Origin of the sequence: Pseudomonas hygromyciniae, from assembly GCF_016925675.1 — a bacterium.
In the GTDB taxonomy this organism is placed as follows: Bacteria; Pseudomonadota; Gammaproteobacteria; order Pseudomonadales; family Pseudomonadaceae; genus Aquipseudomonas; species Aquipseudomonas hygromyciniae.
In genome coordinates this window covers 3,190,404-3,216,332 of sequence record NZ_CP070506.1, presented here as the reverse complement: position 1 = coordinate 3,216,332, position 25,929 = coordinate 3,190,404, and the positions used below count along the sequence as shown (strand labels likewise).

Below are 25,929 nucleotides of genomic sequence, written 5' to 3'. Positions count from 1 at the left end.
GGGTTAGAAGTCCCAGCGCGTGGCCAATTGCAGGCTGCGCGGTTCGCCGTAGAAACCGGTGCCGAAGTTGCCCAGGCCTGTGTAGTACTTTTTGTCGAAGGCGTTCTTCACGTTCAACGTGGTGCTCAAGTGCTCGTTGAAGCGATAGCGTGCCATCAGGTCCACCAGGTAGTAGCTGTCCTGGGTGATGCGCGCGTATTGGCCGAAGTTGACCGTGTCATTGGGGTTGGGCTGGAACACATTGCCGAAGAACTCGCTCTGCCAGTTGACCCCGGCACCGATCGTCACCTTGTCCAGAGCGCCGGGCAGGCGATAGGAGTTGAACAGGCGCACTACTTGCTGCGGCGTGGTGGTTTGCAGGACCGAGCTGTAGACGTAGTCGTCGTTGGCATCGCGGGTGTGCTGGTAGGTGTAGCCGGCCGAGACATTCCAGCCGTCGAGTACTTCGCCGGCCAGTTCAACTTCAAAGCCCTTGGTGGTGGCGCCGGCAATCGGGCGGTAGATCGAGTCGCTTTCAAAGCCCGAGACGTATTGCGCGACATTGTCCTGTTCGATACGGAACGCGGCGAAGCTGGCATTCAGGCGGCCGTCGAAAAAGGCCGCTTTGAGCCCGGCTTCGTAGGTGTCGCCTTCAATCGCGTCAAGCAGCTTGCGGTCTGCGTCCTTGCTGTTCTGCGGGCGGTAGATCTTGGTGTAGCTGCTGTACACCGACCAAATATCGTTGAGGTCGTAGACCACCCCGGCGTAGGGCGTTACCACGCCGGTCTGCTTGTAACTGGTGCGCGCATCGGTGGCGGTCGGATCGTAGAAATCCGTGGTGTCGTTGTTGCTGAAATTACTCACGCGGGTGCCGAGGATCACCGACAAGTCATCGGTAGGTTTCAGGCGGGTCGCCAGGTAGGCGCCGGTCTGGCGCTGCACGATGTCATTCTGGCCGCTGCGTGGAATGTTCGGTTTGGCGTATTCGCCACGCCAGTCATAGATGCTGCCGCCCACCGGCGGGTAGACCGAGCCGTAGACCGGCACGTCCTGTTTGGAGCGGGTCGCCATAAAGCCCATGATCAACTCATGCTCGCGGCCAAGCAGGCTGAACGGGCCGCTGAGGTTGACGTCGAGGGTGTTCTGCACCTGGTCGCCCTTGTACTTGCCCATGAACATGTACATGCCTTCGCCGGTGACCTGGTCCGGGTTGCCGCCGCTGGCGGAGGCGAGCAGGGTGTCGTGCTGGCTGCGCTTGCGGTCCAGGCTGACTTTCAGCGACCAGTCGTTGGCGAGTTTTTGCTGGACCGAGGCGAAGATCGTCTGGTTCTGGAAGTCGCGGCGGCTCCAGTCGGCGGCCGGGTTGAACGAGCGCGAGAAGTTCGTGCGATTGCCGTTGCTGAAGTACATCGGGAACCCGGTCCAACTTGCACCACGGGAGCGGGTGTCCTGCTGGTCGATACCGAAGGTCAGCAGGGTGTCGGGGGTGAGATCGGCTTCGAGGATGCCGTAGGCGATGTCCTTGGTGTTCTGGTAGTGGTCCAGGTAGGACGAGCGATCCTGATAGACCCCGACAAAACGCCCGCGCACATTGCCCGACTCGGTCAGCGGCCCGGAGATATCACCTTCGGTGCGGTAGTTGTCCCAGGAGCCCACGGTGCCGGTCACCGAGGCCTTGAATTCCTTGGTGGGCTTTTTGCGGATCAGGTTGACCGTGGCCGATGGATCGCCCGAGCCGGTCATCAGGCCCGATGAACCCTTGATGATTTCCAGGTGGTCGTACACCGCCATATCGGTGCTGGTGGTGCCGTAGTCATACACGCCGTCATAGGTGGAGTTGACGCCGTCGTATTGGAAGTTGGTGATCGGCAGGCCCCGGCTGGAGAATTCCCAGCGCTCGCTGTCGTAGTTCTGCACGCTGACGCCAGGGGCGCGGCGCAGGGTGTCGGCAATGTTGTTGGAGCCCTGGTCATCCATCTGCTGGCGGGTGATCACGGTGACCGACTGTGGGGTCTCGCGGATCGACAGTGGCAGGCCGGTGGCCGAGGCCATCGAGCCGGTGGTGTAGGAGTGGCTGTCTTCGGTGGTGGCCCCCAGCGCCATGCCGGAAATAGTGGTGGCGCCCAGTTCCAGTTCGCCGGTATTGAGCGGCGCAAGTTCCAGCACGTAGCCATTGTTGCCTTGGGGCCGGGCCTGCAGGCCGCTGCCTTGCAACAAGCGTTGTAAACCGGTGGCCGAGGTGTAGCTGCCGCTCAGGCCCGGGCTGGTCTTGCCCGCCGCCAGGCTATTGTGGCCGGCGATGAAAATCCCCGACTGTTCGGCAAAACGGTTCAACACGCTGACCAAAGATCCTGCGCCGATGCTGTAGCTGCGGGCGGTTTCCTGAGTCGACGGCGTTTCTGTCGCCTGTACGGTAAGTGGGCCCAGGCAGAGCAAGGTAGCGGTGATGGCCAGCGCCAGAGGGCGCAGCGTGAAAGCAGCGGGTTGCGACATGGAAGGTTCCCTACGGGTTCGGCGAATGTGAAAGCGTCTGTTGGGTTAACCGAACGAACGTTGAAAAGGGGAACTGGGGGAACCGATTTTTTTTGGCGGAGTTGGTGCGGTGAGAGGGCAGTCGCGCAAGCTTTTGTGGCGAGGGGGCTTGTCCCCCGCTGGGTTGCGAAGCGACCCCAAAAATGGGTCTGCTACGCAGTCCAACGGGGGACAAGCCCCCTCGCCACGACAGCCCCCACAACAGCCTGGCAGCCCGGTCATCAGGTGGGGTGGATTTTCGGTCCGACGCTGACCCACCACGGCATCACTTTGTCTACCTGGATCGGCAACGCCGCCTCCAGCAGTTGCAACGCGTGCTCGCTGTCCTTGAGGGGGAACGAACCCATCACCGGCAGATGAGCCACTGCCGGGTCGCACCCCAGGTGCCCGGGGCGGTAGCGGTTCAGTTCGCTGATCAATTGACCCAGGGGCAGGTTGTCTGCCAATAGCACGCCCCGGCTCCAGGCTTCGCGGGTGGCGGATGCCGCAACGGTGCTGCGGATCGTGCGCCGATCGAACACCGCCTGTTGCCCTGACTCGATAATGCGCAGCTTTTGGCTGTCGGCAGTACGTACTTCTACCCGGCCGTCGAAGACGTTGAGGGTGGTGTCGTGCTCGCCTTGCAGCACGCTGAAGCGGGTGCCCAGGGCACGCAGGCGGCCGTGGGTGGTGTCGACCAGGAACGGGCGCTGCAGGTCCTTGGCGGTATCGATCAGTACTTCGCCAAAACGCAGGTGCAACAAGCGTTGGTGTGCGTCGAAGCGCACGTCCATGGCGCTCAAGGCGTTGAGCCAGATATGCGTACCATCGCCGAGCAAAGCGTCGCGGATCTCACCGCTGGCTGTGGCGTAGTCGGCGCTCCAGCCGCCGACCACCCGGGGCAGGGCGGTGCCGCGCCAGGTGCCCCAGGCCAATGCCGAACCTAAACCCAGCACCAGTAGCGTCTTGAGAGTTTGCCGTCGGGTACCGCGCAGGGCCCGGCTGGCGCCGATGGGCTCGTCGGTCAGGGGCGCAAAGCGCTGGCTGACGCGCTCGACGTACCGCCAAGCCGCCTGATGCTCTGGGTTCTGTCCAAGCCATGTCTGCCAATGCTGTTGTGCCTGGTTGCCGCCCTGAGGGTCTTGCAGGCGCACATACCATAGGGCTGCCTGCTGCAAGCTGGCGTGACTGAGTTTTGCGCTGGAGTTCATTCCACCAGCAACCCGTCGAGTTCGGCTTCCAGCACCGCGCAGTGCAACAGCGCCTGGGCCATGTATTTTTTCACCATGCGCTCGCAGACCCTCAATTGCACGGCGATTTGCTTGTAGGTCAGGCCATGCAGTTGCGCCAGCAGGAAGGCGTCGCTGACCTTGCGCGGCAGGCGCGCGAGCATGGCGTCTACCTCGTACAGGGTTTCGACGATGATCGCCCGCTGTTCAGGTGATGGCTGCAGCGCTTGCGGGCGGTCGGCGAGGCTTTGCAGCCAGGCCTGCTCCAGTTGGCGGCGGCGCCAATGGTCGATGCACAGGCCCCGAGCGATGGTCGCCAGGTACGAGCGCTCGCGCACTGCATCGGCCTGCTCGGGTGGGCGTTTGAGCACGCGGATAAAAGTGTCTTGCGCCAGGTCGGCCGCATCCCAACGATTGCTCAGGCGCCGGCGCAACAGGCCGAGCAGCCAGGAGTGGTGGCTGCCATAGAGCTGACTGAATGAAGCGGGGGAAGTCGACACAATATCCAACCGGCGCAGAAGCCATGACGTGAATAGGAATTGGTCGCGATTAAATCAAAGGCCTGCGGGCAGCGCAAATGATATTGGTTTGCTTTTGCGAAAGACTTTGCCTGCAGATCTGCACAGATCAAATGTGGGAGCTGGCTTGCCTGCGATAGCGGTGTGTTGCCTGACCCACCGCTCTCGCAGCCTCGCCGGGCGAGACAGCTCCCACAGGAACCTCCTGAATCAGATGCGAGAGGTCGGCACCAGGAACGCGGCCTCCAGCAACTGCCGGGTATAGGCATGCTGGGGAGCGGCGAAGATGGTCTTGGCATCGCCCTGTTCCACCACCTGGCCTTGCTTGACCACCATCAACTGATGGCTCAGGGCTTTGACCACCGCCAGGTCGTGGCTGATAAACAGGTAGGTCAGGTTGTACTTGGCCTGCAGGTTGCGCAGCAGTTCTACCACCTGGCGCTGCACCGTGCGGTCCAGGGCCGAGGTCGGTTCATCCAGCAGGATCAGGCGTGGCTTGAGCACCAGGGCGCGGGCGATGGCGATGCGCTGGCGCTGGCCGCCGGAGAATTCGTGGGGGTAGCGGTGCCGGGTCTGCGGGTCCAGCCCCACTTCCTTGAGCGCGGCGATAATCGCTGCTTCCTGCTCCGCTGCCGTGCCGATCTTATGGATGCGCAAGCCTTCGCCGACGATCTCGCTCACGCACATGCGCGGGCTCAGGCTGCCAAACGGGTCCTGGAACACCACCTGCATTTCCCGGCGCAATGGCCGTACCTGTTGTTGGGTCAGTTGGTCCAGTTGCTGGCCTTCAAAACGGATCCCGCCCTTGCTGCCGATCAAACGCAGGATCGCCAGGCCAAGGGTGGACTTGCCGGAGCCGCTTTCGCCGACGATGCCCAGGGTCTGGCCCTGGGGCAGGCTGAAGTGGATACCGTCCACGGCCTTGACGTAATCGACGGTGCTGCGCAAGAAGCCTTTCTTGATCGGGAACCAGACCTTGAGGTCGTCGACCTCCAGCAACGGCGGGCCAATCGCGTTGCTGGCCGGCCCGCCGCTAGGTTCGGCGGCCAGCAGTTCCTGGGTGTACGGATGCTGCGGGGAACGGAACAACTCCTCACAGGACGCCTGCTCGACAATGCAGCCGCGCTGCATCACACACACGCGGTGGGCAATGCGCCGCACCAGGTTCAAGTCATGGCTGATCAGCAGCAGCGCCATGCCCAGGCGCGCCTGCAACTCCTTGAGCAGTTCGAGGATCTTCAACTGCACGGTCACGTCCAGAGCCGTGGTCGGCTCATCGGCGATCAGCAGTTCTGGCTCGTTGGCCAGGGCCATGGCGATCATCACCCGCTGGCGCTGGCCGCCGGACAATTCATGGGGCAGGGCCTTGAGGCGCTTGTGCGGCTCGGGGATGCCCACCAGCTCCAGCAGCTCCAGGGTGCGCAGGGTCGCGGCCTTGCCGGTCAGGCCCTTGTGCAGGCCCAGCACCTCGTTGATCTGCTTCTCGATGGAGTGCAGCGGGTTCAGCGAGGTCATCGGTTCCTGGAAGATCATCGCAATGCGGTTACCGCGAATCTGCCGCAAGGGTTTTTCTTTCATGGTCAAGAGATCCTGCCCGGCATACCCGATCGTGCCGGACGGATGCCGCGCCAGGGGGTAGGGCAGCAGGCGCAGGATCGAGTGGGCAGTCACCGATTTGCCGGAGCCGCTTTCGCCGACCAGGGCCAGGGTTTCACCACGGCGGATATCGAAGCTGATGTTTTCCACCACGCGCTGATGCTGCTCGCCGGTGACGAACTCGACACTGAGGTCGCGGACTTCGATCAGATTGTCCTGGTTCATCTCATTTCCTCGGGTCGAAGGCATCGCGAGCGGACTCGCCGATAAACACCAGCAAACTCAACATAATCGCCAGCACCGCAAAGGCGCTGATGCCCAGCCACGGTGCCTGCAGATTGGATTTGCCCTGGGCTACCAGCTCGCCCAGGGACGGCGAGCCGGCGGGCAGGCCGAAGCCCAGGAAGTCCAGGGCGGTCAGGGTGCCAATCGCGCCGGTAAGGATGAACGGCATAAAGGTCATGGTCGAGACCATGGCATTGGGCAGGATATGGCGGAACATGATCGCGCCGTTCTGCATACCCAAGGCGCGCGCCGCGCGTACGTATTCCAGGTTGCGTCCGCGCAGGAACTCGGCACGTACCACGTCCACCAGGCTCATCCATGAAAACAGCAGCATGATCCCCAGCAGCCACCAGAAGTTGGGCTGGACGAAGCTGGCGAGGATGATCAGCAGGTACAGCACCGGCAAACCGGACCAGATTTCCAGGAAACGCTGGCCGGCCAGATCGACCCAGCCGCCATAGAAACCCTGCAAGGCGCCGGCCGCTACGCCGATGATCGAGCTCAATACCGTGAGGGTCAGGGCAAACAGCACCGAAACCCGAAAGCCATAGATCACCCGCGCCAGCACATCCCGTCCCTGGTCATCGGTGCCCAGCAGGTTATCGGCCGACGGTGGTGCCGGTGCCGGGACTTTCAGGTCGTAGTTGATGCTCTGGTAGCTGTAGGGGATCGGCGCCCACAGCGTCCAGGCATCCTTGGCCTTGAGCAGTTCGCGGATATACGGGCTTTTGTAGTTGGCTTCCAGGGGGAATTCGCCGCCGAAGGCGGTTTCCGGGTAGCGCTTGAGCGCCGGGAAGTACCAGTCGCCGTCGTAATGCACCGCCAGCGGTTTGTCGTTGGCGATCAACTCGGCGCCCAGGCTCAGGCCAAACAGGATCAGGAACAGCCACAGCGACCACCAGCCGCGCTTGTTGGCCTTGAAACGTTCGAAGCGGCGGCGATTGAGGGGGGATAGATTCATCTCAATGCTCCCGGCTTTCGAAGTCGATGCGTGGGTCGACCAGGGTGTAGGTCAAATCACCAATCAGTTTCACCACCAGGCCCAGCAGGGTGAAGATAAACAGGGTGCCGAACACCACCGGGTAATCGCGGTTGATCGCCGCCTCAAAGCTCATCAGGCCTAGGCCGTCGAGGGAGAAGATCACTTCCACCAGCAACGAGCCGGTAAAGAAGATCCCGATAAACGCCGAAGGGAAGCCTGCGATCACCAACAGCATGGCGTTGCGGAACACGTGGCCGTAGAGCACGCGGTGATTGGTCAGGCCCTTGGCCTTGGCGGTGATCACGTACTGCTTGTTGATCTCGTCGAGAAAGCTGTTCTTGGTCAGCAATGTCATGGTGGCGAAGTTACCGATCACCAGGGCCGTGACCGGCAGCGCCAGGTGCCAGAAGTAGTCGAGGATCTTGCCGCCCCAGCTCAGTTCGTCAAAGTTGTTGGACGTCAGCCCCCGTAGCGGGAACCAGTCGAAATAACTGCCGCCGGCAAACACCACGATCAGAAGGATGGCAAACAGGAACGCCGGGATCGCATAGCCGACAATGATTGCCGAGCTGGTCCACACATCAAAGTGGCTGCCATGGCGGGTGGCCTTGGCGATCCCCAGGGGGATCGAGACCAGGTACATGATCAGGGTGCTCCATAACCCGAGGGAGATGGACACCGGCATCTTCTCCTTGATCAGGTCGATGACCTTGGCATCGCGAAAAAAGCTGTCGCCAAAATCCAGCTGGGCGTAGTTCTTGACCATGATCCACAAGCGTTCCGGCGCCGACTTGTCGAAGCCGTACATCTTCTCGATTTCCTTGATCAGCGTCGGGTCCAGGCCCTGGGCGCCGCGGTAGCTGGAACCGGCCACCGAGACTTCGGCGCCGCCACCGGCGATGCGACTGGTGGCGCCTTCAAAGCCTTCGAGCTTGGCGATCATTTGTTCCACCGGGCCGCCGGGCGCGGCCTGGATGATGACAAAGTTGATCAGCAAAATGCCGAACAGCGTCGGGATGATCAGCAGCAACCTGCGAAAAATATAAGCCAGCATGTCAGTCGCCTCCGCTCGCCGGGTCGGCGCTGGTGTCTGTAGGAGGCGTCACTGCCGGCGGTGTGTTGGGTTTGATCCACCAGGTATTGATGCCCACGTCATAACGCGGCGGCACCTTGGGATGGCCGAGGTGGTTCCAGTAGGCCACGCGGTAGGTCTTGATGTGCCAGTTGGGGATCACGTAGTAGCCAAACTGCAAGACCCGGTCCAGGGCCTTGGCGTGGGCCACCAGGCTGTTGCGTGAGTCGGCGTTGATCAACTGCTCCACCAATTCGTCGATGGCCGGGTCCTTGAGGCCGATGTAGTTGCGGCTGCCGGGGTTGTCGGCACTGCTCGATTGCCAGAATTCACGCTGCTCGTTACCGGGTGACGAAGACTGCGGGAAACTGCCGACCATCATGTCGAAATCCCGCGAGCGTACGCGGTTGACGTACTGTGAAACGTCGACCCGGCGGATCACCAGCTCGATACCCAGGTCCGCCAGGTTGCGCTTGAAGGGCAGGAGGATGCGCTCGAAGTCGGTCTGGAACAGCATGAATTCGATGCTCGCCGGTTTGCCGTTGGTGTCGACCATCTTGTCGTCGACGATGCGCCAGCCGGCTTCCTGCAGCAGTTGGTAGGCTTCGCGCTGCTGGCTGCGGATCATGCCGCTGGCATCGGTTTTCGGCGGGGCGAAGGCTTCGGTGAACGCTTGGGGCGGGATGCGGCCGCGCAGCGGTTCGAGAATCGCCAGTTCGGCGGGGCCGGGCAGGCCGGTGGCGGCCATGTCCGAGTTTTCGAAGTAACTGCGGGTGCGGGTGTAGGCACCGTTGAACAGTTGCTTGTTGCTCCATTCAAAGTCCAGCAACAGGCTGATGGCCTTGCGTACCCGCACGTCCTGGAACATCGGCTTGCGGATATTGAACACAAAGCCCTGCATCCCGGTGGGATTGCCGTTGGGCAGTTCTTCCTTGATCAGTCGACCCTCGGCGACGGCCGGCACGTTGTAGGCATTGGCCCAGTTCTTCGCCGTGGTTTCCTGCCAATAGTCGAACTGCCCGGCCTTGAGTGCTTCCAGGGCCACCGTGCTGTCACGGTAGTAATCGCTGATGCGGTAATCGAAGTTGTACAGGCCCTTGTTGATCGGCAGGTCCTTGGCCCAGTAATCCTTGACCCGCTCGTAGCGGATCGAGCGCCCCGGCTTGACCTCGGCCACCTTGTACGGGCCGCTGCCCAGGGGGATCTCCAGGCTGCTCTTGGCAAAGTCGCGCCCGACCCACCAGTGTTTGGGCAACACGGGCAATTGGCCGAGGATCAGTGGCAGTTCGCGGTTGCTGGTGTGTTTGAACTTGAACAACACCCGCAGCGGGTCTTCGGCCACCACTTCGGCGACGTCAGCGTAGTAGGTGCGGTAGATGGGGCTGCCTTGCTTGATCAGGGTTTCAAAGGTGAACACCACGTCTTCGGCGTGTACCGGATGGCCATCGTGGAAGCGCGCTTCGGGCCGCAGGTAAAAGCGTACCCAACTGTTATCGGGGGCTTTTTCGATCTTGCCAGCGATCAGGCCGTACTCGGTGATGGGCTCGTCCAGGCCTTGTTGGGCCAGGGTGTCGAAGACCAGGCCAATATTGTCGGCAGGCACGCCTTTGCTGATAAACGGGTTGAGGCTGTCGAAGCTGCCCATGGCAGACTCGCGAAAAGTCCCGCCTTTGGGCGCATCGGGATTGACGTAGTCAACGTGCTTGAAGTTGGCCGGATACTTGGGCGGCTCGTCATAGAGGGTCAAGGCATGTTGGGGAGCGGCTACAGCCTGGGTGCACAACAACAGGCCACTGATAATCGCAGTACGCAAAGCCATCATTGGGGTTTCTCCGAAGCTTTCAGCCACCACGCGCTCAGGCCCAGGCTGTAGGGCGGCGTGGTCACGAAGGCGAACCGGTTACGGTACGCCAGGCGATGATAGTTGAGATACCAATTGGGAATACTGTAGTGCTGCCACAGCAGGACCCGATCCAGGGCCCGGCCGGCGGCGATTTGTTGGTCGCGGGTCTGTGCGGCGAGCAACTGCTCCAGCAGGTGGTCGACGACAGGGTTGGCGATGCCCGCGTAATTCTTGCTGCCTTTGATCCCGGCCTGACTGGAGTGGAAGTACTGCCACTGCTCAAGGCCGGGGCTGAGGGTCTGGTTGAGCGTCATCAGGATCATGTCGAAGTCGAACTGGTCGAGGCGCTGCTTGTACTGCGCACGGTCCACGGTGCGCAAGTGCGCATCGATGCCGATGCTGCGCAGGTTTTCCACATAGGGCTGCAGGATCCGCTCCAGGTTTGGATTGACCAGCAGGATTTCGAAGCGCAGCGGCTGCCCATTGCTATCGAGCAGGCGCTGGCCGGACAGTTTCCAGCCGCCTTCGGCCAGTAGGCTGAGGGCGCGGCGCATGGCTTCGCGGGGGATACCGCGACCGTCGGTCTGCGGCAGGCTGAAGGCTTGGGTAAACAGATTGGCCGGTAGTTGTTCGCGGTAAGGCGAGAGCATCAGCCATTCATGGCCCACTGGCAGGCCGCTGGCGGAGAACTCGCTGTTGGGGTAGTAGCTCAAGGTACGTTTATAGGCGCCGCTGAACAGCGTGCGGTTGGTCCACTCGAAGTCGAACATCAGCCCCAGGGCCTCGCGCACCTTGGCCTGGCTGAAGGTAGCGCGGCGGCTGTTCATGAACAGGCCTTGGCTTTGGGTCGGGATCTGGTGGGCAATCTGTGCCTTGATCACCTCGCCGCGGTTGACCGCCGGGAAGTTGTAGCCATTGGCCCAGTTCTTGGCCTGGTGCTCGATATAGATATCGAACTCGCCAGCCTTGAACGCTTCGAAGGCCACGTCGCTGTCGCGGTAGAACTCCACCTCGACCTTGTCGTAGTTGTACAACCCGCGATTGACCGGCAGATCCTTGCCCCAATAGTCCTTGACCCGTTCGAACACCAATTGCCGGCCTGGCTGGACCTGGCTGATCCGATAGGGCCCACTGCCCAGCGGCGGCTCGAAGGTGGTGGCCTTGAAGTCGCGGTTCTTCCAGTAATGCTGGGGCAGCACCGGCAACTCGCCCAGGCGCAGGATCAGCAACGGGTTGCCCGCGCGCTTGAACACAAAACGGATGCGGTGTGGATTGAGTACATCCACCCGGGCCACTTCCTGCAGGTTGGTGCGGTATTGCGGATGGCCTTCGGTCAGTAATGTGCGATAGGAAAACGCCACATCGTCGGCGGTGATGGGCTTGCCATCATGAAAGCGCGCTTGCGGACGCAGGTTGAACACCACCCAACTGCGGTCTTCGCTGTACTCCACCGATCGGGCAATCAGGCCATAGCTGGACGTAGGTTCGTCGCCGGAAGGCGCGTACTGGCCGGTGCCGACCATCAGCGGCTCGTTGAGCTCATTGACGCCGTATTGCAGAAAGTTGGCGGTGGAGACCGGGCTTGAGCCCTTGAAGGTATAAGGGTTGAGGGTGTCAAACGTGCCAAACGCCATGACCCGCAAGGTACCGCCCTTGGGCGCTGCGGGGTTTACCCAATCGAAGTGGGTGAATTTGGCCGGGTACTTGAGCGTACCGAACTGCGCATAACCGTGGTTCTCGGTAATGGTCGCGTTCGCACAAAAGCTCAAGGCCAGACTTATTAGTAGAAGGAGGGGACGCTTCAAGTCAGAGATCCGATCCGGGCGGCTTGGGCTTTATGATCGGTACAGTAACAGCTTGTTCCACTTGGAAAAAGACTGTTGAAAAGGCCAAAAATCAATGTGGGAGCGGGCTTGCTCGCGAAAGAGGTGCGTCAGGCAAAAAATGTATCACCTGATGCACCGCTTTCGCGAGCAAGCCCGCTCCCACAAGGGGTCAGCGTGGTCCGGAAACCACCAGCATTTGCCCAGGTTTCAGCGCCTGGCCAGTGCGTGGGTTCCAACGCTTGAGATGTTGCATCTCGACGTTGAAGCGTTTGGCTACCATGTACAGCGAGTCACCTTTCTTGACCTTGTACTGCACCGGTTTCTTGCCGCCAGCCTTGGCCACCAACTTGCGGGTGTCCTGCATCACCAGGGTCTGACCGACTTTCAAGGCCTGGCCATTGAGCTTGTTCCAGCGCTGCAGGTCATGCACATCGACCTTGTTGGCCTTGGCAATCAGCGTCAGGTTATCGCCGCTCTTGACCTTGTAGCTGCGCGAACGCCCGGCCACGGCCTTGTGCTCGACTTCGTCAAACACCGGTTTTTTCGGGCGCAAGCTCAACAGTTCTTCAGGGTTCATCGAAGACAGGCTGCTGGCCAGCAATTGCGCCTTGGAGGTGGGCACCAGCAAATGCTGGGGACCGTCCAGGGTGGTGCGCTGCTTGAAGGCCGGGTTGAGCTGGAACAGTTCGTCTTCGTCGATTTCGGCCAGCGCGGCGACCCGTGAAAGGTCCATGCTTTGCTTGACTTCGACCACTTCAAAGTACGGCGTGTTGGCAATCGGGTTCAGGTTGACGCCGTAGGCCTCGGGGGCCAGCACCACCTGGGAAAGCGCCAGGAACTTGGGCACGTAGTCCTTGGTTTCCTGGGGCAGCGGCAGGTTCCAGTAGTCGGTGGGCAGGCCGAGCTTCTCGTTGCGCTCGATGGCCCGGCTGACTGTGCCTTCACCCGCGTTATAGGCCGCCAGGGCCAGCAGCCAGTCGCCGTTGAACATGTCATGCAGGCGTGTGAGGTAGTCCAGGGCGGCGGTGGTGGAGGCGGTGATGTCGCGGCGGCCATCGTAGGCGCGGGTCTGGCGCAGGTTGAAGTAGCGCCCGGTGGAGGGAATGAATTGCCACAGGCCGACTGCATCGCTGCGCGAATAGGCCATTGGGTTGTAGGCACTTTCAATCACTGGCAGCAGGGCCAGCTCCAGGGGCATGTTGCGTTCTTCAAGGCGTTCGACGATGTAGTGAATATAGAGGCTGCCGCGTTCGCCGGCGTTCTCCAGGAACGATGGGTTGCTGGCGAACCACAGGCGCTGTTGCTCGATACGCGGGTTGACGCCCACGCCATCCTGCAATTGGAACCCCTGGCGCATGCGTTCCCAGACATCCTGGGGTACCTGCGGGCTTGGCTTCTCTGAGAGCCAAAGGGGTTTTTGCTTGATCTTGGCAGCAAATACGGGTTTGGGTTGCACGGTGGATTGTGCAGCGAAATTATTGGTTTGGCAGCCCGCCAGAGTTGCGGATACGGCCACCGCAATGGCTTGAGCCAGGCGGGTCAATGCGTCTGAATGGTTGGATTTACGAATAGATGACGACATTGGCTGGAAGTTAGTTCCGGGCAAAAATGTCGGGCGATTCTAGAAAGCGCTTGGGTTCCGGTCAACCATTCAGAAATTTCGTACCAGAACCTGTTTGCTTAGAACGTATCTTTCCAAGCGCGCAAGCTAGCAAATACCTCACTCCCAGAGCGGTTATCACGGCCATTCCGCTCGTCCGCTTTTTGTTTAACGGATGTTTCAGCGGTGCGCAGAAAAGGGTTAGTCAATTTTTCCAGGGCCAGGGTCGAGGGTAATGTCATCTTGCCGCCTGCGCGCAGTTCGCTGACTTTAGCCACTCGTTCGGCTATATCGGCGTTATCCGGCTCCACTGCCTCGGCAAAGCGCAGGTTACTTTGTGTGTATTCGTGGGTGCAGTAGACCAGCGTGTCAGCGGGCAGGGCGGCCAGGCGTTCCAGGGAGTTGTACATCTGTTCTGGCGTGCCCTCGAACAAACGCCCGCAACCGGCGGCGAACAGGGTGTCGCCGCAGAACAGCAAGCCATGATGATAAAAAGCTATATGTCCCAGGGTATGTCCCGGTACGGCGAACACCTCGAGGTCCCAGCCCAGCACCTCGATACGGTCGTTATCGTTGAGCGCAACGTCACGGGCCGGGATCTTTTCGTTGGCCGGGCCATAGACCCTGGCGCCCGAGGCCTGCTTGAGCTGCTCTACACCGCCGACGTGGTCGTGATGATGGTGAGTCACCAGAATGTCGCTGAGGGTCCAGCCGGGGTGCTGCGCGAGCCACGCCAGCACGGGCGCGGCATCACCGGGGTCGACCACCGCGCAACGATGGCTGCGATGGTCTTGTAACAACCAGATGTAGTTATCGGTGAAGGCGGGCAGGGCACTGATCTGTATCATTCTTCTATTCGCCAAGCTGGACACATTGGTGCATCTTAGAACGTCTTGGCGAGTTGGAGAATGCAATGACTGATAAAGCGTTCGCCCAGGCCGATCCTGAGTGGCTGGCCTTGATCAGCGCAGCCCGTGATTGGCTGTCCGGGCCGATCGGGCAGTTTCTGCTGGAACAAGAGCGGCTTATGCTCGAAGAAGAGCTGGAACGCTTCTTTGGCGGTTACCTGGTGCATTACGGCCCTTCGGCCCAGACCCCGCCGCCCGCGCCCCAGGTGCAGCGCAATGTGCGCCTCGGTGCGCCGTTGCCGGGGGTCGAGATTGTCTGCGAAGAACAGGCCTGGCCCTTGAGCGAGCATGCCGCCGACGTGGTGGTGATGCAGCATGGCCTGGATTTCTGCCTGTCGCCCCCATGGGTTGTTGCGTGAAGCAGCCAGCGCCGTACGCCCAGGTGGGCATTTATTGATTGTTGGCATCAACCCCTGGAGTTCGTGGGGCCTGCGGCACGTGTTTGCCCAGGATGCGCTGCGTCAGGCCCGCTGCATCTCGCCCTCGCGGGTCAGCGACTGGTTGAACCTGCTGGGCTTCGCGCTGGAGAAACGCCGCTTCGGGTGCTATCGTCCGCCGCTTGCCTCGCCCAAGTGGCAGGGCCGTTTGGCTGGTTGGGAGCGCCGGGCCGGCGCATGGCAGTTGTCGGGTGGCGGTTTCTACCTGTTGGTAGCCCGCAAGATCGTAGTCGGGCTGCGGCCGGTCAGCCAGGTAAGGCGCGAGCCCATGGGCAAACTGGTGCCGATGCCCCTGGCCAAGGTCAACCGTCGCTCCAGCGAGCCATAAATCATTTTTTGGAATTCAGGTCGCAGTGTTCGACCTCGGGAGCTGCCGGTCGATTGCCGGTAACCCGCTTTGATGGATAGCGTAATGACCGATAGCGTAGAACTCTTTACCGACGGCGCCTGCAAGGGCAATCCTGGTCCTGGCGGCTGGGGCGCCTTGCTGGTGTGCAAGGGCGTGGAGAAAGAGTTGTGGGGCGGCGAAGCCAACACCACCAACAACCGCATGGAGCTGATGGGAGCCATTCGCGGCCTGGAAGAGCTCAAGCGCCGGTGCGATGTATTGCTGGTGACGGACTCGCAATACGTCATGAAGGGCATCAACGAGTGGATGGTCAACTGGAAAAAACGCGGCTGGAAAACCGCGGCCAAAGAGCCGGTGAAGAACGCCGACCTGTGGCAGTTGCTGGATGAACAGTGCAACCGCCACAACATCACCTGGAAGTGGGTACGCGGGCATATCGGCCATCCGGGCAACGAGCGGGCCGACCAGTTGGCCAATCGTGGCGTGGATGAAGTGCGTGGGTACAAGCAGAGCTGAGGTTTACCTTAGGCCACGGTCTTGAGTGTGGCAATTGCTGGCGTCACAACACCAGAATCCCGTTGGCGAGCTGCTCGTCCGTCTCGCGCAGCTCCGGCAAGGTGCGGCGGATATGCAGCAAGGCAGACTCCAGCCGCGCACCGCGTATCTCACCCCGACTGGCGACGTATGCCGCCGCGTCGTCCTTTGCCGCCAATACGATTTTGTCGTCTTTGAAACTGCTACTGGTACCCTTGGTGGCACTCATCGACAGGCTGACCAGGGCATCCGTGGTCATCACAAAGCTGGTGGCCTGAGCATTGGCGGCGCTGATCAGGCACAGGGCGAGCAAATAGTTTGGTTTGGACATGGGCGGTTATTTACGTATTGCTAAAGAGCGGCGCAGGCTACCAAGGGCCGTGATGGCAAATTGCGCAAGCTTTGCTAAATCTTGTAAAAAACTGTTGGGCGAGGGGCGTGGTGCTCCGCCATGGGGCGCTTGGGGTATAGAGCGTGTTAATATCCCGCCCCTTGAAATACACACCGTTGAGAGCTGAACCCTGATGGCCATCCGATCTGTTGTACTCGATACCGAAACCACCGGCATGCCGGTGACCGATGGCCACCGGATCATTGAAATCGGCTGTGTCGAACTGATGGGCCGTCGCCTCACGGGTCGCCATTTTCACGTGTACCTGCAACCGGACCGGGAAAGTGACGAAGGTGCCATTGGCGTCCACGGTATCACCAACGAATTCCTGGTAGGCAAGCCGCGCTTTGCGGAAGTTGCCGATGAGTTTTTCGAGTTCATCAACGGCGCGCAGCTGATCATCCATAACGCGGCGTTCGACGTTGGCTTCATTAACAACGAATTCGCCCTGATGGGCCAGACGGATCGGGCGGACATCACTCGTCACTGCACGATCCTTGATACCCTGATGATGGCCCGTGAGCGCCACCCGGGCCAGCGCAATAGCCTTGATGCCTTGTGCAAGCGCTATGGCGTCGACAACTCCGGCCGTGAGCTGCACGGCGCTTTGCTCGACTCCGAGATCCTCGCGGACGTCTACCTGACCATGACGGGCGGGCAGACCAGCCTGTCCCTGGCTGGCAACGCCTCCGATGGCAATGGCTCAGCAGAAGGCTCGGGCAACCGGCCTTCGGAAATCCGCCGTCTGCCGGCAGATCGAAAGCCCACCACCATCATCCGTGCCAGCGAGCAGGACATGGCCGAGCACGCGGCACGCATGGAAGCCATCGCCAAATCGGCGGGTGCGCCGGCGTTGTGGACCCAACTGACCCAACACTAATTGCGCTCAAAAATGTAGGAGCGGGCGTGCCCGCGATTGCGCTTTGGCAGTCAGCGCATTCGTTACTGATCCACCGCCATCGCGGGCAAGCCCGCTCCCACACACGCCCATTCCCACATTAGTTATTATCTTCATTCGCCACATTCGCTCCCAGCTTCTACCCTGAGTACATCGCCCTCAGGACGCCAAGCCCTCATGTACAAAGACCTGAAGTTCCCCATCCTGATCGTGCATCGCGACATCAAGGCCGATACCGTCGCCGGTGATCGGGTCCGGGGGATCGCCCGGGAGTTGGAACAAGAGGGTTTCAGCATCTTTTCTGCCATGGATTACGCCGAAGGCCGCCTAGTAGCCTCGACCCATCATGGCCTGGCGTGCATGCTGATCGCCGCCGAAGGTGCCGGGGAAAATACCCATTTGCTGCAGAACATGGTGGAACTGATCCGCTTGGCGCGCCTGCGTGCACCTAACCTGCCGATCTTCGCCCTGGGCGAGCAAGTTACCCTGGAAAACGCCCCGGCCGATGCCATGAGCGAGCTCAACCAACTGCGCGGCATTCTTTACCTGTTCGAAGACACCGTACCGTTCCTTGCCAGGCAGGTGGCCCGCGCGGCGCGTACCTACCTCGATGGCCTGTTGCCGCCCTTCTTCAAGGCCCTGGTGCAACACACTGCCGACTCCAATTATTCCTGGCATACCCCCGGTCACGGCGGCGGCGTTGCCTATCGTAAAAGCCCGGTGGGGCAGGCGTTTCATCAGTTCTTTGGGGAAAACACCCTGCGCTCGGACTTGTCGGTATCGGTGCCGGAACTGGGCTCGCTGCTGGATCACACCGGTCCCTTGGCGGAAGCCGAAGCCCGCGCGGCGCGCAACTTTGGCGCCGACCACACCTTTTTTGTGATCAATGGCACCTCCACGGCCAACAAGATCGTCTGGCACTCCATGGTCGGGCGTGACGACCTGGTGCTGGTGGACCGCAACTGTCACAAGTCGGTATTGCACTCGATCATCATGACCGGGGCGATCCCGCTGTACTTGTGCCCGGAGCGCAATGAGCTGGGGATCATCGGCCCCATCCCACTGACTGAGTTCAGCCGCGAGTCGATTCGCGCGAAGATCGAGGCCAGCCCCTTGACCCGTGGCCGCGAGCCCAAGGTCAAGCTGGCCGTGGTGACCAACTCGACCTATGACGGCCTGTGTTACAACGCCGAACTGATCAAGCAGCAACTGGGCAACAGTGTCGAAGTGCTGCACTTCGACGAGGCCTGGTACGCCTACGCGGCCTTCCACGAATTTTTTGCCGGGCGCTATGGCATGGGAACCTCGCGTACGCCCGACAGCCCTCTGGTATTCACCACGCACTCGACCCACAAGTTGTTGGCGGCGTTCAGCCAGGCCTCGATGATCCATGTCCAGGACGGCGGGGCGCGGCAGCTGGATCGTGACCGCTTCAATGAGGCGTTCATGATGCATATCTCTACCTCGCCGCAGTACAGCATCATCGCCTCGCTGGACGTGGCGTCGGCCATGATGGAAGGGCCCGCAGGGCGTTCGCTGCTTCAGGAAATGTTCGATGAGGCCTTGAGCTTTCGCCGGGCCCTGGCCAATTTGCGCCAGCATATCGCCGCCGATGATTGGTGGTTTTCCATCTGGCAACCGCCTTCGGTTGCGGGCATAGATCGGGTGGCGACAGCTGACTGGTTGCTGCAGCCCGAGGCCGACTGGCATGGTTTCGGGGATATCGCCGAAGATTATGTGTTGCTCGATCCGATCAAGGTCACCCTGGTGATGCCCGGTCTCACGGCGGGCGGTGCGTTAAGTGATTGCGGGATCCCGGCGGCGGTCGTCAGCAAATTCCTCTGGGAACGTGGGCTGGTGGTGGAAAAAACCGGGCTGTATTCGTTCCTGGTGTTGTTCTCCATGGGCATTACCAAAGGCAAGTGGAGTACCCTGCTCACGGAACTGCTGGAGTTCAAGCGCAGTTACGACGCCAATATCAGCCTGGCCAGTTGCCTGCCATCGGTGTTCCAGCAGGGTCCGGCGCGCTATCAGGGTCTGGGCCTGCAGGACTTGTGCGACCAGTTGCACGGTTGCTATCGCAGCAACGCCACGGCCAAGCATCTCAAACGCATGTACACGGTGTTGCCGGAAATCGCCATGAAGCCGGCCGATGCCTATGACCAACTGGTACGTGGCGAGGTCGAGGCGGTGTCCATCGATGCTTTGCCAGGACGTATCGCCGCGGTGATGCTGGTGCCTTATCCGCCGGGCATTCCGCTGATCATGCCGGGGGAGCGTTTTACCGAATCGACGCGCTCGATCATCGACTACCTGGCCTTCGCCCGGGAGTTCGATAGCAGTTTCCCAGGGTTTGTCGCCGATGTGCATGGCTTACAACACGAAGACGACGGCAACGGTCGTTGTTACACCGTCGATTGCATCAAGTGTTAAGGAAGGTTATGCAAGCTGTAATGAATCCGAAGTACCCGGGGCTCAGTGTACGAGTCGCCGACGAGGGATTTGACGCCTACGTGTGGGGCAATGATTTCAGCTTCGAGGTGGGCGTGTATGGCACGCCGGAGCTGGGCAAGCCCGTGGATCAGTGGGCGGTGGAGCAGGTCTTGCCGTACCGTAAATGCTATGGCATTGATCCCGAGGAGTTCGCCAGCTACCGCAATGCCAGCGACAGCGCGGTTTTCATGGCGTACCTGGATGATCGGCCGGTTGGCCATATCGTCGTCAGTACCAATTGGAACGGGTATGCCCATGTCGATGAACTGGCGGTGGTGCTCCCGGCCCGCCGGCATGGCGTGGCCAAGGCTTTGCTCGATGTGGCGCAATTCTGGAGCCGCAAGAAAAACCTGCCGGGGATGATGCTGGAGACGCAGAACAATAATCTGGGGGCGTGCCGGCTGTATGAACGCAGCGGCTATGTCATGGGCGGCATCGACCACCTGCGTTATCGCGGGATTGATCCGCAGACCCGTGAGGTGGCGATTTTCTGGTATCGGCTGTTCCACTGACCAGAGGCCGGTGGTGCCTATGGGGCTTACGTGGAACTTTTTGTGGCGAGGGGGCTTGTCCCCCGCTGGGCTGCGCAGCAGCCCCAATAAGACCGCCGCGATTTATCAGGCAGACCGCATCGCCAGAATTTGGGGCTGCTGCGCAGCCCAGCGGGGGACAAGCCCCCTCGCCACAACTGGCCCCCACAACGCCACAATAAGCCCTCTTATCTAGTTGATCGGGGACAACACGGCCTGTGCCTTCTGCGTGACGATTTCCAGCAATGCATTCAGCGCCGGGCTCGGGTTGCTGTCCTTGACCGTCAACCCGTACAAGCTCACCAGAATCGGCGGCGACAATGGGCAGGTATCCAACCCGGCCTCCCGCGCGCCGCTGGCGGTGAATGGATCGACCACTGCCAGCCCTTCGCCAGCCTCGACCATGCTGCGCATCATCTGGTAGGTCTGCACCCGTGTCTGGATCACCGGTAACGGCCGCAGTGCTTGCAGCTTGCTGTCCAGCAACTGACTCAACGGGTCTTGCCCCTCCAGGCCGATCATTGCCTGGCCGGCCAGTTCTTGCAGGGCGATGTATTTCTGCCGAGGCTTGAGCCAACCGTGAGGCGCCAGCAACTGCAGCTTGCCCTGGCCCAGTACGGTGCTGGTGATTTGCGGGTGCTCGGGGTCATGCAGGCTCAGGCCCAGGTCGGCCTCATGCAGCAGCAGACTTCTGACAATGTCGCGTGTCGGTTGGCTGGAGAGGTTGCAGGGCGTGTCCTGGAAGCGGCGGCGCAACAGCGCGATGCTTTGCGGCAATAGCTGGTTGGCCAGAGGGGGGGTACAGAGCGTACGCAGCGGCGCGGCGTGATGGTGCTTGAGGCTGCTGGCCAGGCGCTGTATAGGTTCGAGGGCTTCGTAGAGGTGGGCGATCTGCGCCTGCATGGCCAGGGTTTCGCGGGTGGCCTGCAACCGCCCGCGGACGCTGGCGAATAACATGAATCCCAACTGTTGTTCAGCGTCCTTGAGGGTGGCGTCCACATCGGACACAGCCAGTTGCAACCATTCGGCGGCGGTGCCGAGGTGTCCGGTCTGCAAAATGGCTTGAATCACTTCGATATGACGTAAACGCATGCATGAAGTCCATGTTCAGCAGGTAAGGGATTCACCGGGTGAATCCTAACCCAAGTCCGCTCATATGACTTCTGCCTGGAGGCGCAGCCTTATCAAACAGGCATGTTTTCAGGCTCGCGGGTCAGGGATACCTGCGACTGAACCAAAACGAACGTGTTCTCGTCGACCTTGTTGACCCGGTCGCCAATCGCCAGCTTGTAGGAAATTACCGGTTCTGAACCGTCGCCTGAGGAGGTGGACTCCTGGAATTCATGCACGGAATAAACGCGACCTTCCGCGTCACGGGCATGGAATTGTCCGACAAGTACTGCAGCCATCTGTTTAGAACCTCTGGAGAAAAACACCGATTTGCGGTTCTGTAGACCGTCATTAAGGCGGGTAGTTTACCTACATCGAAAAAATACTATTCGCTGATGTTCCGCTTATTTTTCCTACGGGTACGCCTCGGGGCAAAACAGCTGTCGATTGGGCAAAACCTGCTGGTGATAGGTCGGCGAAGGCTCTATAACTACAGATTCCTTTAGTCAGATGTCGGGAAAGCCCCATGAGCAAGGTCTATACGATTGCCGTACTGGTCGGCAGCTTGAGAAAAGAGTCGATCAACCGCAAGGTCGCCCAGGCATTGGCCCATTTGGCGCCGGCTAACCTCAAGCTCAACATCGTCGAAATCGGCGAATTGCCGCTCTATAACGAAGACCTTGATGGCGCAACGCCGCCAGCGGCCTACACCACGTTCCGCCAGCAGGTGGCGGCGGCCGATGGCGTGTTGTTCGTCACCCCTGAATACAACCGTTCGGTGCCGGCAGCCTTGAAGAATGCCATTGATGTCGGCTCGCGCCCTTACGGTCAGAGCGCCTGGAACGGCAAGCCAGGGGCGGTCATCAGTGTTTCGCCGGGGGCCATTGGCGGCTTTGGCGCCAATCATCATTTGCGCCAGTCCCTGGTGTTTCTGAACGTGCCTTGCATGCAGCAGCCGGAAGCCTACCTCGGAGGCGCGGGCAGCGCGTTCGATGAGTCGGGCACGTTGTCGGAGAAAACCAAGCCGTTCCTGCAGGCGTTTATCGATGCCTATGGCCATTGGGTCGCACAGCACAAGGGCTGACGTACACAACGGCGCCTCTCGGAGCCCATAAAAAAACCGAAACCTGCGACGCCAGGTTTCGGTTTTTTGGTTTCCCGTCAGGGCTTAGCGACGACGGAACAGCGGTAGCGGTTCATCCGTTGCGGCCTGGTACGTCACCGAAAAGTCCTTGAGACTTTCCAGCGCTTCGTACGGGTCTTTGTCGGCGCGCAAGGCGTAGGCATCGAAGCCGCAGCGACGCAGATAGAACAACTGGTCGCGCAGCACATCGCCAATCGCCCGCAATTCGCCTTTGTAACCATAACGGTCACGCAGCAGGCGCGCGTTGGAGTAGTTGCGCCCGTCGGTGAAGGCCGGGAAGTTCAGGGCGATGACTTGGAAGTGCTGCACGTCATCGCCGATTTCTTCGGCTTCTTCATCGGCGTCCAGCCATACGCCCAGGCCGCCATCGCGGGCCTTGAGGGCGTGGCCATGCTCACGCCACAGGGCCAGCGGTACGATCAGGTCGTCGCAGTTGGAGATGCCATCGAACGTCGCGTCCTTGGGCAGCAGGTGCCAGGTTTCGTCGACGACTTCGTTGTTCTTAATGATTCGCTGCATAGACGCGCTCCTTGAACAGGTCAATGCCGATGCGCTGGTAGGTGTCGATGAAGCGCTCATCTTCAGTGCGTTGTTCGACGTAGACGTCGATCAACTTGCCGATCACCTCAGGCATGGCTTCCTGGGCGAAGGATGGGCCGAGGATCTTGCCCAGGCTCGCATCGCGGCTGGCGCTGCCACCCAGGGACACTTGGTAGAATTCTTCGCCTTTCTTGTCCACCCCAAGGATGCCGATGTGGCCGACGTGGTGGTGACCACAAGCGTTCATGCAACCGGAGATGTTCAGGTCCAGTTCGCCGATATCGAACAGGTAGTCCAGGTCGTCGAAACGGCGTTGGATCGACTCGGCAATGGGAATTGACTTGGCGTTGGCCAGGGAGCAGAAGTCGCCACCCGGGCAGCAGATGATATCGGTCAGCAGGCCGATGTTCGGGGTGGCGAAACCGCTTTCGCGCAGCTCGCCCCACAGGGTGAACAGTTGGCTCTGCTCAACGTCCGCGAGGATGATGTTTTGCTCGTGGGAGGTGCGCAGTTGACCAAAGCTGTAGCGGTCGGCCAGGTCGGCGACGGCGTCCAGTTGCTTGTCGGTGATATCGCCTGGCGCCACGCCGGTCGGCTTGAGCGACAGGGTTACCGCCACATAGCCAGGCTGCTTGTGTGCCAGGGTGTTGCGAGTCCGCCAGCGGGCAAAGCCTGGGTGCTGCTGGTCGAGCGCGGCCAGTTCGGCGTCCTGGTTGCCCAGGGCCTTGTAGTCCGGGTCGACGAAGTGTTTGGCCACGCGATGTACTTCGGCTTCGGTCAGGGTGGTCTGGCCGCCGCGCAGGTGTTCCATTTCGGCGTCGACCTTCTGGGCAAATACCTCTGGGGTGAGGGCCTTGACCAGGATCTTGATGCGCGCCTTGTACTTGTTGTCACGACGGCCATAGCGGTTGTACACACGCAGGATGGCGTCGAGGTAGCTCAACAGGTCTTGCCATGGCAGGAATTCATTGATGAACGCGCCCACCACCGGGGTACGCCCCAGGCCGCCGCCCACCAGGACGCGGAAGCCCAGCTCGCCTGCGGCGTTGTACACCGGCTCCAGGCCGATGTCGTGGACTTCGATCGCAGCGCGGTCGGAAGCCGAGCCATTGATGGCGATCTTGAATTTACGCGGCAGGTAGGCAAATTCTGGGTGGAACGTGGTCCACTGGCGCACGATCTCGCACCAGGGGCGCGGGTCAATCACTTCATCGGCGGCCACGCCGGCGAACTGGTCAGTGGTCACGTTGCGCAGGCAGTTACCGCTGGTCTGAATGGCGTGCATCTGCACGGTAGCCAGTTCAGCCAGGATGTCCGGCACGTCTTCCAGGGCCGGCCAGTTGAACTGCACGTTCTGGCGGGTGCTGATGTGGGCATAGCCCTTGTCGAAGTCGCGGGCGATCTTGGCCATCATGCGCGTCTGGCGCGAAGTCAGTTGGCCGTAAGGCACGGCCACCCGTAGCATCGGCGCAAAGCGCTGAACATAAAGGCCATTTTGCAGGCGCAGAGGGCGGAACTCTTCTTCGCTCAGTTCACCTGCCAGATAGCGTCGGGTCTGATCACGGAACTGCTTGACGCGGTCCTCGATGATGCGCTGATCGTATTCGTCGTATACGTACATATAGGTCCTGTTCTCGGCAAATCTGCGCGCACGGCCGCGCACTCCCAACGGAGCCGGCGAACGATACCAGCTTGCGTTTATGCGCAAAAGTGATGTTTTAGTATATGCAAATAACCAAATGACCTAATGAGAACGGTTATCGCGATATCCACATTTGTCTTGCGGGCAATCATCGACTTTACTGTGGTCGAGTCTTAGTGCAATCAGCCATAAAACCGACAAGAGGCGATGCGATGAGCAATCCAACCAAAGCCCGTAAACCCGACAGTACCGTGGACGCCTGGGCGATTCTGTTCCTGATTATCCTGGTGGTTTCAACTGCGGTTTTCTGGGTCAGCCATCAATAAACAGCGTGGATTCCTGCGAAACTGTCCGATCTGCCGGTAAATAGCCAAGATCAAAAGGCCTATATGCCATTATCATGATCTGTCAGTTTTCGGGGTTCGGGCAGTAATGTTGAAGTTTCTCTGCGGGTGCTTGTGGTGGGTGGGAGCGACGTTCGGGACGATGGCCCAGGCCACGTCAGTGGTGTTTCTCAACCCCGGTATGTCCACTGAAACCTTCTGGGTCAGCTATGGGCAATTCATGCAGGCCGCGGCCAAGGACCTCGGCCTGGATTTGCATGTGCGCTATTCGGAGCGTGACCCGCAAAATACCCTGCTGCAGGCCCGCGAGGCGTTGCAAGGCCCGCAACGCCCGGATTACCTGGTGCTGGTCAACGAGCAATATATAGCCCCGCAGATCCTGCGCATGGCCCAGGGCAGCCAAGTGAAGCTGCTGCTCGTCAATAACGCCCTGACTCCCGACCAGATGCAGCTACTGGACGCCGGTAAGTACCCTAACTGGATGGGCAGCCTCACGACTAACGATGAGGAGGGCGGCTACCTGATGCTCAAGGAGTTGTTGCGCCAACATGGCCCTGTGCCGCCCAACGGCACCCTTGAACTGCTGGCGTTTTCCGGCGCCAAGTACACACCGACCTCGCAGGCTCGTGAGCAAGGCCTGCAGCGCGCCTTGCGCGAACACCCCGAAGTACGTCTGCGCCAGTTGGTCTATGGAGAATGGAGTCGTCAGCGCGCATTTGATCAAGCGACCCTGATGTTCAAGCGGTACCCGCAGGCCACGTTGGTCTGGTCGGCCAATGATGAAATGGCTCTCGGCGCCATGCAGGCCTTGAATGGCAGCGGGCGCACGCCTGGCAAGGACGTGTTGTTCAGCGCAATCAACAGCTCTCCTGATGTGCTTCAAGCGCGCCTGCAAGGGCGGATCAGTGCGCTGGTGGCCGGGCATTTCACCTTGGGGGGCTGGGCAATGGTCATGTTGCATGATGATGCCAAGGGTGTAGATATCCAGCGCCATGGAGGGCGCGAGCGCAAGGTTAAGCTGTTCCAGTTGATTGACGCGCGCCAAGCCCAGCGCCTGCTGGACTTGCGGGGCCGGGAGGGCGACGGCGTAGACTTTCGCGCACTTTCGGCCGTGGGCAAACCCGCTGCCTATCAGTACCCCTTCAGCCTGCAGATGGTGTTGAAGTAG

21 protein-coding genes and 1 pseudogene are annotated in these 25,929 nt (G+C 60.6%); 7 read left to right on the top strand and 15 right to left on the bottom strand.

The genetic code is table 11. The annotated features are described in order from the left end of the window. Positions 1-3: 3 nt before the first annotated feature. The 10 genes from JTY93_RS14015 to gloB form a co-directional block, all read right to left on the bottom strand. Positions 4-2,472, bottom strand: coding sequence for a TonB-dependent siderophore receptor (locus JTY93_RS14015; RefSeq protein WP_205477067.1), 2,469 nt, complete (start codon positions 2,470-2,472; stop codon positions 4-6). 260 nt (positions 2,473-2,732) lie between these two features. Continuing rightward, positions 2,733-3,701 carry a FecR domain-containing protein gene (locus JTY93_RS14010; protein WP_205477066.1) on the bottom strand — a complete coding sequence of 323 codons (969 nt, stop codon included), beginning with the start codon at positions 3,699-3,701 and terminating at the stop codon, positions 2,733-2,735. Next, positions 3,698-4,228, bottom strand: coding sequence for a sigma-70 family RNA polymerase sigma factor (locus JTY93_RS14005; RefSeq protein WP_205477065.1), 531 nt, complete (start codon positions 4,226-4,228; stop codon positions 3,698-3,700). The genes JTY93_RS14010 and JTY93_RS14005 overlap by 4 nt, the downstream gene beginning before the upstream one ends. A gap of 219 nt (positions 4,229-4,447) precedes the next feature. Continuing rightward, complete coding sequence (locus JTY93_RS14000; protein WP_029291366.1) at positions 4,448-6,058, bottom strand: ABC transporter ATP-binding protein; 1,611 nt, start codon at positions 6,056-6,058, stop codon at positions 4,448-4,450. Position 6,059: 1 nt separating this feature from the next. Further along, a complete protein-coding gene (locus JTY93_RS13995; RefSeq protein WP_032861222.1) occupies positions 6,060-7,079 on the bottom strand; it encodes an ABC transporter permease in 1,020 nt (339 codons plus the stop codon). A gap of 1 nt (position 7,080) precedes the next feature. Continuing rightward, positions 7,081-8,154, bottom strand: coding sequence for a microcin C ABC transporter permease YejB (locus tag JTY93_RS13990; protein WP_057436807.1), 1,074 nt, complete (start codon positions 8,152-8,154; stop codon positions 7,081-7,083). 1 nt (position 8,155) lies between these two features. After that, complete coding sequence (locus JTY93_RS13985; RefSeq protein ID WP_205477064.1) at positions 8,156-9,994, bottom strand: extracellular solute-binding protein; 1,839 nt, start codon at positions 9,992-9,994, stop codon at positions 8,156-8,158. After that, positions 9,991-11,820, bottom strand: coding sequence for an extracellular solute-binding protein (locus JTY93_RS13980; RefSeq protein WP_205477063.1), 1,830 nt, complete (start codon positions 11,818-11,820; stop codon positions 9,991-9,993). The genes JTY93_RS13985 and JTY93_RS13980 overlap by 4 nt, the downstream gene beginning before the upstream one ends. A 190-nt stretch (positions 11,821-12,010) precedes the next feature. Beyond that, positions 12,011-13,423: a lytic transglycosylase domain-containing protein gene (locus JTY93_RS13975; RefSeq protein ID WP_205477062.1), complete on the bottom strand. Its 1,413-nt coding sequence runs from the start codon at positions 13,421-13,423 to the stop codon at positions 12,011-12,013. Between the two features lie 98 nt (positions 13,424-13,521). Beyond that, positions 13,522-14,289, bottom strand: a complete 768-nt coding sequence (gene gloB, locus JTY93_RS13970) for a hydroxyacylglutathione hydrolase (protein WP_205477061.1) — start codon at positions 14,287-14,289, stop codon at positions 13,522-13,524. Positions 14,290-14,354: 65 nt separating this feature from the next. Here gloB and JTY93_RS13965 point away from each other — a divergent pair. Next, positions 14,355-15,114: pseudogene (locus JTY93_RS13965) on the top strand (class I SAM-dependent methyltransferase). A gap of 84 nt (positions 15,115-15,198) precedes the next feature. After that, positions 15,199-15,651, top strand: a complete 453-nt coding sequence (gene rnhA, locus JTY93_RS13960; RefSeq protein ID WP_029291380.1) for a ribonuclease HI — start codon at positions 15,199-15,201, stop codon at positions 15,649-15,651. Between the two features lie 43 nt (positions 15,652-15,694). Here rnhA and JTY93_RS13955 read toward each other — a convergent pair whose 3' ends face one another. Then, positions 15,695-16,000, bottom strand: coding sequence for a DUF2388 domain-containing protein (locus JTY93_RS13955; RefSeq protein WP_205477060.1), 306 nt, complete (start codon positions 15,998-16,000; stop codon positions 15,695-15,697). A gap of 199 nt (positions 16,001-16,199) precedes the next feature. Here JTY93_RS13955 and dnaQ point away from each other — a divergent pair, with 199 nt between their 5' ends. The 3 genes from dnaQ (at position 16,200) to JTY93_RS13940 (ending at position 19,963) form a co-directional block, all read left to right on the top strand. Next, positions 16,200-16,940 (top strand): DNA polymerase III subunit epsilon, encoded by a 741-nt coding sequence (gene dnaQ, locus JTY93_RS13950; protein ID WP_169997881.1) that lies wholly within the window; start codon positions 16,200-16,202, stop codon positions 16,938-16,940. A gap of 195 nt (positions 16,941-17,135) precedes the next feature. Then, the gene (gene ldcA, locus JTY93_RS13945) at positions 17,136-19,391 is read left to right on the top strand and encodes a lysine-specific pyridoxal 5'-phosphate-dependent carboxylase LdcA (RefSeq protein ID WP_205477059.1); all 2,256 of its coding nucleotides are present in this window, start codon (positions 17,136-17,138) and stop codon (positions 19,389-19,391) included. Positions 19,392-19,411: 20 nt separating this feature from the next. Beyond that, entirely contained in the window at positions 19,412-19,963 is a 552-nt protein-coding gene (locus JTY93_RS13940; protein WP_205477075.1) for a GNAT family N-acetyltransferase, read from the top strand. 210 nt (positions 19,964-20,173) lie between these two features. Here JTY93_RS13940 and JTY93_RS13935 read toward each other — a convergent pair whose 3' ends face one another. Continuing rightward, positions 20,174-21,073, bottom strand: a complete 900-nt coding sequence (locus JTY93_RS13935) for a LysR substrate-binding domain-containing protein (RefSeq protein WP_205477058.1) — start codon at positions 21,071-21,073, stop codon at positions 20,174-20,176. A 92-nt stretch (positions 21,074-21,165) separates the two neighbouring features. Next, positions 21,166-21,390, bottom strand: a complete 225-nt coding sequence (locus JTY93_RS13930) for a hypothetical protein (RefSeq protein WP_029291392.1) — start codon at positions 21,388-21,390, stop codon at positions 21,166-21,168. A gap of 227 nt (positions 21,391-21,617) precedes the next feature. Between JTY93_RS13930 and JTY93_RS13925 the strand changes: the two genes are divergently transcribed. Further along, on the top strand, positions 21,618-22,175 hold the full coding sequence (locus tag JTY93_RS13925) for an NADPH-dependent FMN reductase (protein WP_205477057.1): 558 nt from the start codon (positions 21,618-21,620) through the stop codon (positions 22,173-22,175). 84 nt (positions 22,176-22,259) lie between these two features. On the opposite strand, the gene JTY93_RS13920 is transcribed toward JTY93_RS13925, so the two are convergent. Both JTY93_RS13920 and JTY93_RS13915 read right to left on the bottom strand, forming a co-directional pair. Continuing rightward, on the bottom strand, positions 22,260-22,754 hold the full coding sequence (locus JTY93_RS13920; protein ID WP_169997759.1) for a DUF934 domain-containing protein: 495 nt from the start codon (positions 22,752-22,754) through the stop codon (positions 22,260-22,262). Further along, the gene (locus JTY93_RS13915; RefSeq protein WP_205477056.1) at positions 22,738-24,396 is read right to left on the bottom strand and encodes a nitrite/sulfite reductase; all 1,659 of its coding nucleotides are present in this window, start codon (positions 24,394-24,396) and stop codon (positions 22,738-22,740) included. The genes JTY93_RS13920 and JTY93_RS13915 overlap by 17 nt, the downstream gene beginning before the upstream one ends. Before the next feature lie 453 nt (positions 24,397-24,849). Between JTY93_RS13915 and JTY93_RS13910 the strand changes: the two genes are divergently transcribed. Beyond that, on the top strand, positions 24,850-25,929 hold the full coding sequence (locus JTY93_RS13910; RefSeq protein ID WP_205477055.1) for an ABC transporter substrate-binding protein: 1,080 nt from the start codon (positions 24,850-24,852) through the stop codon (positions 25,927-25,929).

Coding starts and splice junctions, on each gene's coding strand:
- JTY93_RS13990 (WP_057436807.1), bottom strand. CDS start 8,154: ATGCTGGCTTATATTTTTCGCAGGTTGCTGCTGATCATCCCGACGCTG.
- JTY93_RS13935 (WP_205477058.1), bottom strand. CDS start 21,073: ATGCGTTTACGTCATATCGAAGTGATTCAAGCCATTTTGCAGACCGGA.
- JTY93_RS13940 (WP_205477075.1), top strand. CDS start 19,412: ATGAATCCGAAGTACCCGGGGCTCAGTGTACGAGTCGCCGACGAGGGA.
- gloB (WP_205477061.1), bottom strand. CDS start 14,289: ATGATACAGATCAGTGCCCTGCCCGCCTTCACCGATAACTACATCTGG.
- JTY93_RS13930 (WP_029291392.1), bottom strand. CDS start 21,390: ATGGCTGCAGTACTTGTCGGACAATTCCATGCCCGTGACGCGGAAGGT.
- JTY93_RS14015 (WP_205477067.1), bottom strand. CDS start 2,472: ATGTCGCAACCCGCTGCTTTCACGCTGCGCCCTCTGGCGCTGGCCATC.
- JTY93_RS13915 (WP_205477056.1), bottom strand. CDS start 24,396: ATGTACGTATACGACGAATACGATCAGCGCATCATCGAGGACCGCGTC.
- JTY93_RS13955 (WP_205477060.1), bottom strand. CDS start 16,000: ATGTCCAAACCAAACTATTTGCTCGCCCTGTGCCTGATCAGCGCCGCC.
- JTY93_RS13925 (WP_205477057.1), top strand. CDS start 21,618: ATGAGCAAGGTCTATACGATTGCCGTACTGGTCGGCAGCTTGAGAAAA.
- rnhA (WP_029291380.1), top strand. CDS start 15,199: ATGACCGATAGCGTAGAACTCTTTACCGACGGCGCCTGCAAGGGCAAT.
- ldcA (WP_205477059.1), top strand. CDS start 17,136: ATGTACAAAGACCTGAAGTTCCCCATCCTGATCGTGCATCGCGACATC.
- JTY93_RS13975 (WP_205477062.1), bottom strand. CDS start 13,423: ATGTCGTCATCTATTCGTAAATCCAACCATTCAGACGCATTGACCCGC.
- JTY93_RS14010 (WP_205477066.1), bottom strand. CDS start 3,701: ATGAACTCCAGCGCAAAACTCAGTCACGCCAGCTTGCAGCAGGCAGCC.
- JTY93_RS13985 (WP_205477064.1), bottom strand. CDS start 9,994: ATGATGGCTTTGCGTACTGCGATTATCAGTGGCCTGTTGTTGTGCACC.
- JTY93_RS13920 (WP_169997759.1), bottom strand. CDS start 22,754: ATGCAGCGAATCATTAAGAACAACGAAGTCGTCGACGAAACCTGGCAC.
- JTY93_RS14000 (WP_029291366.1), bottom strand. CDS start 6,058: ATGAACCAGGACAATCTGATCGAAGTCCGCGACCTCAGTGTCGAGTTC.
- JTY93_RS13995 (WP_032861222.1), bottom strand. CDS start 7,079: ATGAATCTATCCCCCCTCAATCGCCGCCGCTTCGAACGTTTCAAGGCC.
- JTY93_RS13910 (WP_205477055.1), top strand. CDS start 24,850: ATGTTGAAGTTTCTCTGCGGGTGCTTGTGGTGGGTGGGAGCGACGTTC.